This is a genomic window from Clostridium carnis (assembly GCF_054657435.1).
Window position 1 is genome coordinate 2445381 of record NZ_BAAHYS010000001.1, and the last position, 12971, is coordinate 2458351.

Annotated in this window: 13 protein-coding genes; 11 read left to right on the forward strand and 2 right to left on the reverse strand. The window is 24.7% G+C overall.

The features are described 5' to 3' along the window. Nucleotides 1-22: 22 nt before the first annotated feature. Nucleotides 23-1612, reverse strand: a complete 1590-nt coding sequence (locus ACYQ1T_RS11825) for an amidohydrolase (RefSeq protein ID WP_459834966.1) — start codon at nucleotides 1610-1612, stop codon at nucleotides 23-25. 222 nt (nucleotides 1613-1834) lie between these two features. On the opposite strand from ACYQ1T_RS11825, the gene ACYQ1T_RS11830 reads away from it, so the two are divergent. From ACYQ1T_RS11830 to ACYQ1T_RS11880, 11 genes are all read left to right on the forward strand, one after another. Next, the gene (locus tag ACYQ1T_RS11830; protein WP_459834968.1) at nucleotides 1835-2233 is read left to right on the forward strand and encodes a ribosomal maturation YjgA family protein; all 399 of its coding nucleotides are present in this window, start codon (nucleotides 1835-1837) and stop codon (nucleotides 2231-2233) included. A 100-nt stretch (nucleotides 2234-2333) separates the two neighbouring features. Beyond that, entirely contained in the window at nucleotides 2334-3236 is a 903-nt protein-coding gene (locus tag ACYQ1T_RS11835) for an HD domain-containing protein (RefSeq protein ID WP_459834970.1), read from the forward strand. Between the two features lie 265 nt (nucleotides 3237-3501). After that, nucleotides 3502-3978, forward strand: a complete 477-nt coding sequence (locus ACYQ1T_RS11840; protein WP_459834972.1) for a glutathione peroxidase — start codon at nucleotides 3502-3504, stop codon at nucleotides 3976-3978. A 43-nt stretch (nucleotides 3979-4021) separates the two neighbouring features. Beyond that, complete coding sequence (locus ACYQ1T_RS11845; protein WP_459834974.1) at nucleotides 4022-4771, forward strand: MBL fold metallo-hydrolase; 750 nt, start codon at nucleotides 4022-4024, stop codon at nucleotides 4769-4771. Nucleotides 4772-4882: 111 nt separating this feature from the next. Further along, nucleotides 4883-5314, forward strand: a complete 432-nt coding sequence (locus tag ACYQ1T_RS11850) for a MarR family winged helix-turn-helix transcriptional regulator (RefSeq protein WP_459834976.1) — start codon at nucleotides 4883-4885, stop codon at nucleotides 5312-5314. Between the two features lie 357 nt (nucleotides 5315-5671). Beyond that, on the forward strand, nucleotides 5672-7549 hold the full coding sequence (locus ACYQ1T_RS11855; protein WP_459834978.1) for a cell wall-binding repeat-containing protein: 1878 nt from the start codon (nucleotides 5672-5674) through the stop codon (nucleotides 7547-7549). Nucleotides 7550-7769: 220 nt separating this feature from the next. Then, nucleotides 7770-8402, forward strand: coding sequence for a hypothetical protein (locus ACYQ1T_RS11860; RefSeq protein ID WP_459834980.1), 633 nt, complete (start codon nucleotides 7770-7772; stop codon nucleotides 8400-8402). 12 nt (nucleotides 8403-8414) lie between these two features. Beyond that, on the forward strand, nucleotides 8415-8963 hold the full coding sequence (locus ACYQ1T_RS11865; protein ID WP_459834982.1) for a hemerythrin domain-containing protein: 549 nt from the start codon (nucleotides 8415-8417) through the stop codon (nucleotides 8961-8963). 21 nt (nucleotides 8964-8984) lie between these two features. Continuing rightward, entirely contained in the window at nucleotides 8985-9167 is a 183-nt protein-coding gene (locus tag ACYQ1T_RS11870) for a DUF1858 domain-containing protein (RefSeq protein ID WP_459834984.1), read from the forward strand. Nucleotides 9168-9398: 231 nt separating this feature from the next. Beyond that, nucleotides 9399-10619 carry a peptidase T gene (gene pepT / locus ACYQ1T_RS11875; protein WP_459834986.1) on the forward strand — a complete coding sequence of 407 codons (1221 nt, stop codon included), beginning with the start codon at nucleotides 9399-9401 and terminating at the stop codon, nucleotides 10617-10619. A gap of 25 nt (nucleotides 10620-10644) precedes the next feature. Then, nucleotides 10645-11022, forward strand: coding sequence for a hypothetical protein (locus tag ACYQ1T_RS11880; protein WP_459834988.1), 378 nt, complete (start codon nucleotides 10645-10647; stop codon nucleotides 11020-11022). A 135-nt stretch (nucleotides 11023-11157) separates the two neighbouring features. Here ACYQ1T_RS11880 and ACYQ1T_RS11885 read toward each other — a convergent pair whose 3' ends face one another. After that, nucleotides 11158-12840, reverse strand: a complete 1683-nt coding sequence (locus ACYQ1T_RS11885) for a DUF2207 domain-containing protein (RefSeq protein ID WP_459834991.1) — start codon at nucleotides 12838-12840, stop codon at nucleotides 11158-11160. Between the last annotated feature and the right edge of the window lie 131 nt (nucleotides 12841-12971).

Consider the following 12971-nt stretch of genomic DNA (forward strand, 5'->3'; position numbering starts at 1 on the left):
AGTATTTATTTATTAAGTTAAATTATTTTTTAAATATAGTAGCTCCTTCTTTTATTGTTTCTAAAACTGATATATTAGATATTTCTAAGGGATCTACTTTTAGTGGATTTTTATCTAATATGACTAAGTCAGCTAATTTACCTTCTTTAATTGAACCTTTTATATCTTCTTCAAAATATTGATATGCGGCATTTATTGTAACAGCTTTTAATGCATCTAATGGTGAAATCTTTTCATCCTCACCTAAAATAACACCGGATTTAGTAATTCTATTAACAGCACACCATACAGTTTCTAACATATTAGGTTCTATTACTGGAGCATCTTGATGGAATGTAAATTTAATTCCTTTCTTTAGGGCAGAATTAGCTACACTTATTAAACTAGCTCTTTCTATACCAAAGTTTTTAATATGAGTATCACCCCAATAATATACATGAGCAACAAAAAATGAAGGAATCATATTAAGAGCTTTAACATTATCTAACTGATCTCTACGTAATAATTGTGCATGAATTAAAACTGGTCTAATATCATTATTAGAATTACATTTTTCCTTAGCAATCCTATATTGATTTATATATTGATTAGTAGCTGCATCACCATTACAGTGTACTAATAATTGCATATCTTCATTTATTGAAAGTTCAATTTTTTCTTCTAAATCAGCATCTTTATATATAGGATATCCTCTATAGCCATCTTTAGCATCTTTATAAGGTTCTAACATCCATGCAGTACGACCTTGAGGAGAGCCATCTAAAAATAACTTATATCCGCCAATTTTAAAATGATTATTATATCTTTTTATACAATATTTAAACCTTTCTAATAATTTATTAGAATCTCGTAAATCAATATATCCAATTAAATCTAGCTTTAATATTTTAGATTTTATTAAAAGATCTAAGATATCTCCTAGTAAATTTACAATCATACCTTCTTGCATTGTTGTAATTCCATAGCTTGCATATTTTTCCTGTGCTTTAATTAATACTTTTTTAAAGTCATCCATTGAGGATATAGGAAGTTTTTGTATATTATTTACAAAGGCATTTTCTTCAAGATAACCTGTAAGTTCTCCATTTTTTTTAAATATAACTCCACCTTCAGGGTTTGGAGTATCATTTGTTATATTTAATTTCTTTAATGCTAATGAGTTAAATAATCCACTATGACCTGATTTATGTTGTATAACAAGTGGATTCTTTGGAGATATTTTATCTAATAGCTCCTTATTTGGGTGTTTTTTTTCAATTAAAGAATTATGATCATAACCTTTAGCAAGAACCCATTCCCCTTCTTTAATATTATTATTTTTTATAAAATTTTCTATAGAATAAGAAATATCATTAAAGCTAGTAGCATTTTCTAATGAAGCTTGAAGAAGAGAATTTGCATATCCAGAAAAATGGCTATGGCTATCTATAAATGAGGGCATTAATGTTTTACCTTTTAAATCTATTAGTTCAACATTACTGTCTACTAAGTTAATTAAATCCTCTTTTTTACCTATTTTATGTATTTTACCATCTTTAATTAATATGGAATCTACATATAAACAATCTTCCATAGTTAATATATCACCATTAAAATATAATTTTTCACTCATAAATAAAAATACCTCCCTTTAAAATATAATATACTTTAATTATAACATTTAATTAAACGTATTTTTTATTAAAGATTACATATAGATTGTCTCCATAAAAATAATTTATATGTAATTTAAATAAATGAGATATTAATTTTTATTTATATCTATTGTAGAATAATATAAGTTTATAGGATAATAAGATTAAATGGAAATTAATAGTAGAGGAAGTGGATTAAGATGAATAGAAAAAGATCTATTTATTTTACTTATATAATAATAGTTATTGCTTTAGGTTTAGCATCAAGAAAATTCGGAAGTTATTTACCTAATTTTATAAGTAAATATGCTGGTGATACTTTATGGGCAATAATGGTTTATTTAGGTTTAGGTTTTTTGTTTAATAAAGCTTCAGTTTTTAAAATAACAATGTTTTCTCTGATTTTTTCTTATTGTATAGAAATTTCTCAGCTTTATCAAGATACTTGGATTAATAGTATAAGAAGCACAACTATTGGGGCATTAATTCTTGGTCATGGATTTTTATATAGTGATTTAATTTGCTATAGTATTGGTATTGTGTTAATTGCTATAGTAGAGTATATAACTTATAAATTAATAGGATACTTTAAAAATTAAGAAAAAGTTATATTATTAAAAGAAATAAAATTTAATAATTTTAAGTGAAATTTCTTAGTTTTTGCACATACTAAATTTATAAAAATTTTTGGAGGATTTTATGTATAAGAAGGATATATTTTTAGCAGATATTAAAGATGAAAGCAATATAAAAATATCATTAATGGTAATGAAAATAATTTTTAAGGATTTATCAAAGATAGTATGTATATTAGCGGACAAAACAGGAGAAGTAAAAGCTACAATTCCTAATAAAAAAGAAGATATTATAGAGGGAAGAGTATTACAAATCGAAGGTATAAAGGGAGTAAACTTAGAGGTTAAAAAGTATGAAGTTATTTTTAAATATAATTTAGAAGATTATCTTAAAACTGTAGATAGACCAATAGAAGATATTATGGAAGAAATAGAATGTTATACAGAAAAATACATAATTTCAAGAGAAGCTAAAGCGTTAAATGATTATTTCTTTAAGAATGAAGAGTTTTTAACTATGTTTAAAAAAGGTATAGGTGGAGTATCTATGCATCATAATTATATAGGTGGACTTGCAGAACATACTTTAAATGTTATGTATCTAACAGCAATGCTTTGTGAGAAGTATAAATGTAGAAGAACAGAAACAGCTGTACTTGCAGCAAAACTTCATGATATTGGAAAAGTTTATGAGTTATATTATGATGGACCATTTAAATATACATTAAGAGGAGAAATGGAAGGTCATATAGTTATTGGAGTACAATTAGTAGATAAGGCAATTTTAGAAAATCCAAATTTTTATTCAGATGACTTTATTACAAGGATAAAGGGATGTATTGTTCAACATCATGGAAAGCTTGAATATGGATCACCGAGAGAAATGAAAATGGAAGAGGCTTTTATATTAAATTATGCTGATTCAATAGATGCTACTATGAATAAAATTTCTCAAATAAAAAGTAATACAGATGAAGGTAAATGGTCAGAGTATGATAGAAGAATAGAGACGAGATTATATCTGTAAAATATAAATAATTTAAGGGGAATATAAAAATATTTATACTGATATGTTTATAGCTCATATGGATACATATTTTAAAGTGAACTATTACTTTAAAATATGTATCCATATGAGCTACTTTTTTATAAATAATTAATGTTAGAATTTAATATTGTAATTTATTATTTATAAAAATTATTGACATTATAAAAAAAAAGATATAATATAAATTTAAGAAATTAATTGTATAAAATTAAATTTTAAAAAATTAATTAAAGGAGAGGAAGTTATGGGATTTTATAAATTTTCAGCTAACAATATAGATGGAAAAGAAGTGAAAATGGAAAAATATAAAGGAAAGGTTATATTAGTAGTAAATACTGCAAGTAAATGTGGATTAACACCTCAATTTAAGGAATTAGAAGAATTATATAAGGAATTTAAAGATAAAGATTTTGAAATATTAGGTTTTCCTTGTAACCAATTTAAAAATCAAGATCCATCAAGCAATGAAGAAATAAATAATTTTTGTCAATTAAATTATGGTGTAACATTCACCATGTTTGAAAAGATAGATGTAAATGGATCAAATGCACATCCGTTATATAAGTTTTTAAAAAATGAAGCAAAAGGACTTCTAAGCAATGAAATAAAATGGAATTTTACTAAATTTTTAATTGATTCAAATGGAAATGTAGTGAAAAGATATTCACCAACAACAGTACCAAAAAAAATTAAAAATGACATTGAAAAGTTAATTAAATAAAAATCAATATAAAATAAAAATTGAATTTGAAGGAGATAATAATATGGAAATTAAAGCTTTAGAATTTTATAAAAATGGCTATATGAAACAAGTATTTGCATTTGGAGGATCTATGGATAAAGAGCTTATCGATATTGAAAAGACATATGAAGCTAGCCTACAAAACTATTTAATAGATACAGGTAAAGAAGTTATTTTAGTAGATACAGGTTTACCGATAGAAACAAAAGATTTTGAAAAGAAACCAGGTGAATTGTTATATACTGGAGAAAAAGTAGCCGATTTTGTAACAGCCTTAAAAAACGTAGGTTATAAAGTTGAAGATATAAATAAAGTAATAATTACACATAAGCATCCAGATCATACTGGTGAATTAAGATTATTTAAAAATTCAAAAATTTATATTTCTCAAATAGAGGCAGAGGCTATGAACTTAACTGGAGAAAATATAATTAGAGTAAATTTTGAAAGTGGAAAATACAAAAACTTTGAAAAAAGTGAAAAAATATCAGATGGAATTTATATGATACCTGCATATGGACATACAAGAGGTAATTCAATAGTTATTGTAGAAGATAAAGAATTAAATTATATGCTTCATGGAGATATAACTTATACAAATGATGCATTAATAAAAAATCAATTATCAGTTGTATTTGAAGATAAGGAAAAAGCAATTGAAACATTAAATAATATAAGAGAATTTATCAAAGAAAATGATACAGTGTATTTATCAACACATTCTCCTGAAAGTTTAGTTGATTTAAAGGAAAAGAATATTATAAATCTATAGATTTAAGTATTGACAGAAAAAATAAAAAGTAATATCCTACTATATATAAATTAATTGTATAAAATTTAGTTTTAACAAATAAAATTAAATTTATCTATAATAGGAGATTTTATGAAAGAAAATAATTATTTAAAATTAGATAACCAATTGTGTTTTAGGCTATATGCAGCATCTAGAGAAATAATAAAAAAGTATAAACCAATTTTAGATGAATATAACTTAACCTATACTCAGTATTTAACAATGCTTGTTTTATGGGAAGAAGAAAAAATAAGCGTTAAAGGAATAGGTAAAAAATTACATTTGGATTCAGGAACCTTAACTCCTTTATTGAAAAAATTAGAGCAAATGAAGCTTATAACAAAATATAGAGATCCAAAAGATGATAGAGTTGTTATAGCAGAATTAACTAAAGAGGGTCGTGATTTAAAGAACAAAGTTATAGATGTTCCAAGTAGAGTTTTTTGTTCTGTTGGAATATCAAAAGAAAAAGCAAGAATTTTAAAAGAAAATTTAGATGATATACTTAGATTGTTAGATTAATAAAATATAAAATTAATATTTATATAGTGATAATTATTTAGAATATAAGAGGTTAAATTTCTTTATTAAAGAAGTTTAACCTCTTATATTTTTATTAATTTTAAGCTTAAAATTAATTCTAATTATTAATATTAAAATTATAATACTATAATTAAGGATACTTAAAAAAATCATAAGAAAACATAAGGTTTCATAAAGATTTATAAGTTATTCATAAAATATGCTTAAGATGACCTTAAGTTTTAATTTCAACCATTGACATAAAATCTTTATATATTTAGAATGGCAGATGTCTTAATATAAGTATTTATCTTTAAGATATTGTAGCAGAAGAAACAAAATGAAAGGATGTAGATTATGAGAAAATCAAATTTAAAAAAATTAAAAAATATATGTGTTGCGTTATTAGCAATAATAATATTTAATGGTGTATCTGTAACTAATGTAGCAGCATTAAATAATAATGAAATGGGCAGTGAAAAAAAAGCTGAAGAAATTGATATGGAAGCAATTTTAGTTGATAGAGATAATTATCCACAGTATTTTATAGAAATAGGAGATAAAGCAGATGAATATTTTTTAGATGTTTCAAAACTTCCTCTTGATGGTAAAATATATAAATATATAGATAATACTAATCCTAAATTTGTCAGTCAACGTTATTTTAAAATAATAAATATAGAAAAAGGTATAAGGTATGGAGAGGTTAAGGTTACTTATATAGAAGGAATTAAAATTATGGCTGATGAAGTTATAAAAGATGATATTGTGGCATTTTCACCAGAGATGGAACTTATAATTTTTTCACCAGAAAAATATAATGAAATAACAAATGTTAAAAATATTCCTTCAGATATAGTCAGAGGAATGGTCTATGAAAGAATTCCAGAAGGAAAAACAGTTGAAGAAATTAATTCTATATCTACTTTAGTTGATATAGATAATTATTCACAATATCTTACAGAATATAATAATAATCCAGGTGAATATTTTTTAGATATCAAAAAAATTCCATTTGATGGGAAAATATATAGGCATTTCAATATTGGTCGAGAACGTACGTTCTACCTTAAAATAATAAAGATGGAAAAAGGCTCAGAAAATGGAATGGTTAAAACTACTTATGTAACGGGAGTTATTAATGAGGATGATAATATTGTAGATGTTTCACCAAACATGGAAGAGGTGTTTTTTTCACCTGAAAGATATAGAGAAATAACAGAGGGTAAAATAAATCCTCCAGCTATAGTTAAAAATGAAATACTAGTAGTAAAAGAAGAAGTACCTGTAATTAAAAATGAAATACCTGCTATAATACCTAATGAAAAGATTAAGGAAAATATAAGGTTAGGTGGAAAGGATAGAATAGAGACTTCTATAAAAGTTGCTGATAATATTAGAGGTAATGGAAAGTTAAATGCTGTATTATTATCCTCTTATATAGATTTCCCAGATTCGTTAACAGGCGCTATTTTAAATACAAAATACGATGGACCAACTTTATTAGTAAGAAAAACTGTTGATAGAAGTTTAGATACTTTAAATTATGTAGAGAAAAATGCTAATAAAGATGCAAATATAATAATTTTAGGTGGAGAAGGTGTTGTAGACAATTCTGTGATTAGCTACCTAAAGTCAAAAGGATTTAATAATATTAAAAGATTAGGTGGAAAAGATAGATTTGAAACTAATAGAATGATAGTTAATGAATTAGCACCTAAAAAAGGAACTCCAGTAATTATTTCATATGCATTTAATTATCCAGATGCTTTATCTATATCTTCAATATCAGCAGCTAAGGGATATCCAATATTTTTAGTTGGAAATAGTATTACTGAAGAAACTAAAAATGCCATAAAGAATATAGCTCCTAGTGAAATAATAATAACTGGAGGTACAGGCGTTATAAGTAAGGATATTGAAGATCAATTAAAAGGCATATCATCTAATGTAAATAGATTAGGGGGAAGTGATAGATATGTTACTTCACTTATGATAGCCGAAAGATTTAAGGGGGAATCAAATAATTTATTAGTTGCTAGTGCTTTAGATTTTCCAGATTCCTTAAGTGGTGCATATTTAGGTTCAAAAGTTTCAGCACCAACATTAATTGTAAGCCCTAATAACCTTGACACTCAAAAAGAATTTATAAAGAAAAATAATAAATTTAAATTATATATTTTAGGTGGACAAGGTGTTATAAATGATCAAATGGTTAAGTATTTAGAAAAATAAAACTTAAAAAATAGAAAATCCATGATTATAAAGAGAGAAAAGTATTATAATCGTGGATTTTATTTTTATATTAAATAAATTTAGTATAAAATATTTTTAAGTAATTTAACTGATAATAAGATATAAATTTTAAAATATGTAACGTAAGTTACCGATTAATTCGTACTATTTTACTATACTTTAAATATAGAAAACATTAAGAAAATATGGAGGGAATAAAATGAGTTTATATTTAGGTAAAATACATTATTGGTTATTTAATAAAATAGTTTGGTTTGAAGGTTTAGAGAATGAAATTATTAATTTAGCAAAAGATGAAATCTTAGATATAGAAGAATTATCAAAGGAGATCAATGGTAAGTATGGTACACAATTACCAAATATTCCTTTAGAAAATATGATAGATCAAGGAAATATTCATGGTTGGTTACAAAGCAAAATTCATTCAGCAGAAGGAAGAATGGCTGCATGGACATCAAAGGTTTTAGAGGATAATAACAAATTATCTAAAATAGAGAATATATATATTAATCAAGGCATAAAAGCAGCAAAAGAAGTAAAAGAAAATAAAGTAGATTTTAATTCAGCTGTTGATATATTTAATAGTATAAATGATTATATATTAGATGGTATGCCATGTGATAGAGTAAATGAAGTAATTGAATCAGAAGAAAATATTATTAAATGGAAAAGAAGAGTTTGTGTTCATAAAGAAATTTGGAACAAAGAAGGTGTAGATGTTAATTGTTTTTATGCTCTAAGAGGACTCTGGATTAAAGCTTTTGTGAATGAACTAAATGAGGAGTTTTCTTATAAGGAAGAAAATGAGATTATGATTATAGAAAAGATTTAAGGTGGTGATAAGATGAATGCTATAGATTTAATGATGGAAGAACATGGGTATATTAAAAGAATGCTTAAGGTATTAAGAAAAGCATGCCTTAATATACTAAATGGTGAAAATATAAATTATGAAGATTTTTATTTAATGATGGATTTTATTAAAAACTATGCAGATAATCATCATCATAAAAAAGAGGAAATATTACTTTTTAATAAAATGATAGATGAAATTGGTACAACAGCAGAGAAATTAGTTAAGCATGGTATGTTAGTTGAACATGATTTAGGACGATTATATATAATTAGTCTAAGAGAAGCTATACAAAAATTAAAGGATGGAGATAGTGAATCTAAGCTAGATATAATAGCTAATGCTGTTTCTTATACTAACTTATTAGAAAGACATATTCATAAAGAAGATAATGTTGTATATAAATTTGCAACAAGAGAATTAAAAGAAGAAACAATAAACATTATAAATAATGAATGTAATGCTTATGAGAAAGAACATAGTAATATTAAAGATAAAAATATAGCCATTTTAGAGAACTTAGAAAAAAAGTATAAATAAGACAAAGGAAAGGTGAAATTTATGATAACAAGAGATATGACAATAGGAGAAGTTATAAGAATAAAAGAAAGTGCAGTAGAAGTATTGATGAGTTTTGGAATGGGATGCGTTGGATGTCCATCAGCTCAAGCAGAATCAATTGAAGAGGCAGCAAATGTTCATGGATTAAATTTAGATGAATTATTAGAAGCATTAAATAAATAATGTTAAAAAGGAAAACTGGCATAGTAAATAGAACTATGTCAGTTTTTTATCTAAAAATATTAGTGATAAATAAAAGTATGTTGATTAAATAAGATTATTTAGATAAGAAAGTAGTAATATAAAAAATTATGATATAATAAAATGGAATATTAAGTTAGGATATTTAAAATAAGTTAGCTTAAAATACTTAAAGAAATATACGTTAGTATAGTAAAGAAAGGAAGCAGGATTATGAAAAGAGTAGAAGAAAGATTTTTAGAATATGTTAAAATTGACACTAAGTCAGATGAAAATACAAAGGTAACACCTAGTACAAAGGGACAATTAAAGCTTGCAGAAATACTTTTAAATGAACTAAAGGAAATGGGATTAAATGATGCTGAAATAAGTGAAGATGGATATGTATATGCAACGCTAGAAAAAAACTGCAATAAAAATATACCAACTATTGGTTTTATAGCTCATATGGATACTGCTCCAGATTATAGTGGAACTAATGTAAAGCCTAAAATAGTTAAAAATTATGACGGAGGAGATATAAAATTAAATGAAGAAGTGATTTTATCGCCTAAATTCTCTCCGGAATTAAAAAATTATATAGGAAAAACTCTTATAACTACGGATGGAACAACTCTTTTAGGGGCAGATGATAAGGCTGGTATAGCAGAAATAATGACAGCTGTAGAATATTTAGTTAACAATAAGGAAATAGAACATGGAACTATTAAAATTGCATTTACTCCAGATGAAGAAATAGGGGAGGGTGCTGATCATTTTAAAGTTGAAGAGTTTAATGCTGATTTTGCATATACTTTAGATGGCGGATCAATTGGAGAACTTGAGTATGAAAATTTTAATGCAGCAGGAGTAACTGTAGAAATTAAGGGAGTTAATGTACATCCAGGATATGCTAAAAATAAAATGATAAATTCAATTATGGTTGCAAATGAATTTATAAATAGTCTTCCATTAGGTGAGGTGCCAGAAAAAACACAAAAATATGAAGGCTTTTATCACTTATCAGATATAAATGGAACAGTAGAAAATACAAAACTAGAATTTATAGTGAGAGATTTTTTTGAAGATACATTTGAAAAGAGAAAAGAAAAGTTTATAGAAATAGAAAGAGAATTAAATGAGAAATATGGTGAAGAAATAGTAACAGTAGCTATAAAAGATCAATATAAAAATATGAAAGAAAAAATAGAGCCAATTATGCATATAGTTGAAACAGCTAAAAAGGCTATGGAAGATGCTGATGTAATTCCTAAAATAAAACCAATAAGAGGGGGTACAGATGGAGCAAGACTTTCATTTATGGGGTTACCGACTCCTAATATATTTGCTGGTGGAGAGAATTTTCATGGGAAATATGAATATATCCCAGTAGAATCTATGGAAAAAGCAGTTGCCGTAATATTAAATATAATTAATATATATACATCTAAGTAAAAATTTATTATTAATAATAGAAAAGATGTATTTTATAATTAGTATATTATTTGATTGTATTATTCTATTAGGTTCATTTACTGGAATTTTTACTACAGCATATTTAGTAAAAAATAAGAAGGTGAAAAAGCAATATACTATATTAATTAGTCTATTACTAATTTTATCATCTATATTATTATTTATAAGGATTATACCTAAATTTAAAGATTTAAATAGATTTAAGCATAAAAAATACAGCGTATATGAAGGTGAATGTAAGAGTATAGCTAAAAATGAAGTTAGTTTAAATGGTAAGTTATTTACATATAATCCTTGGGACTTTAAACCAGAAATAAGTAAGCAGTATACAATTTATTATCTTCCCAATAGTAAGTTTATAATAAAATATATTGAAAAGTAGTAATTGTATAGTATTAAATAAAAAAATAGATATAATATATAATCAAGATATTAGTCCTTTATATAAAGGTTTATTAATATCTAAGACGTATATTATATCTATTTTTGTTATTATTATGATAGTTTTTTTGTACTTTTAAAAAGCACCTGAACCACCACCACCGCCACCATTAAAGCCACTACCAGAGGAGAAGCCATTAAAGCTGCTATTATTAATGTTAGAGTTGCTATTATTATGATTATTATATTGAGTATCTGCAGAGTTATTTATATCATCAAATAAAACAATATTATTTATATAATAATAGTAAAACAAGTTATTAGTGTTATATATATAAGAAGTATTAGTACCGTTTAGGTCGTTTATTTTATTTGATAATATTTCAAGTTTTTTATCCTTTAATCCTAGAGCGGGTGCATAAATAAGAGAATCATCTAGGTTAAAGTTTTCATTACTTAAGTCTTCATTAATAAAGGATATTAGATAATTTTTATAAGCTTTCCACATAAGTAATTCTGCATAAGCTTTATTATTTAAAATTTCTTTACCTCTAATTTTAGTATAAAGGTTAAGATTCCTACCTTCTAGTCTTACTGAGTTTATAAAATCCCAATAATTATTTCTAAATTTTTTAGCTGTTTTATAGTTATTATCTACTAATTTCTTTATATCCATTAAAGAAAATTTACCGTTATTTTCATATTGAGAAAACCAATTAATTAAATTATTTAAATGAGGACTACTACATTGAGTAAAAGATAGATTTCTTGTAAATGTAAGCTCCAAAGTTTCTTTATTTTTTAAAAGCTTTGTATCTAATTTATAGTAACCCTTTTTACTTAAATACATTAGAGTAGCTGGAACAATAGAAGATGGAATATTATCTTTATCATATAAATAAGCTACTATAGCTGGACTTAAATCTTTAGGTGGATAAGGAGTTAAATCTTCTTTTATAAATAAATGCTTAGAACGATAGTTTTCAACTTCTTTATTAAAAGCTTTTTTTTCTTTAGCTTTAAATATATAAACTATTGATAGAATAATAAAAATTAATGTAATAGGAATTAAAAATATTAAAGGTGAAGAATTAGTATCATTTTCAAAGTTATTATGATAAGTTGGAGCATCTCCACTTTTTACAGGAAGTTCACTTAAAAAATCAGGTTGAAATTTAAGATCAATTCCAAGGGTAGAGGAAAGATTAGTACCAACTAATGTAACTTTATTATTTGAGTAGTAAGTTTCAAATTCACCATCTACATAAGCAGTATAATTAAGATTGTTTTGTAAAAAGTTAGAATCCTTTAATGATATATTTAACTCTGCATTTTTAACTATATTATTATCAGATACAGTATAAAAACTCCAATATAAAGATCCATAGTCATTATATCTTATAGCAGCAGATTTAATTTTGTAATTAATTAAAAATTTTTTTCTTTCATTAAAGCTTTTAGAGTGAATTTTTATTTGTGTTTTATCACTAGAATCAAATATTTCGTAGTAATTAGTATTTGAGGTACTTGAATTTTCTATTATAGTAATATTATCACTAGAATCTTTGATTGCTACCTGAGATATTTCATGACCATTAGATCCATTCTTGTTTAAATCAATATATATTCCATTAAAGCCTCCATTAAAGTCATAGGTTAATTCCTCAGAAACTATAATATCTCCATTACTTTGAATTTGTGCATTAACTAATAAATTGTTTATATCAAAGCTTTTATTTGTTGCATAAACTTTATTTGGGATAATTAGAGAAAAAATTAAAATAAAGCATACAGTAAAGTGGATAAAAAATTTTTTCATTTAGTATCTCCTCCTTATATAAATTAGAATATCATATTTTAGATATTATCTCCATATTGAATATTCTAAAAAATGGAATTGTTAAATTTATATATTAGTAAATATAATATGCTATTTTAGGGGAAATAATA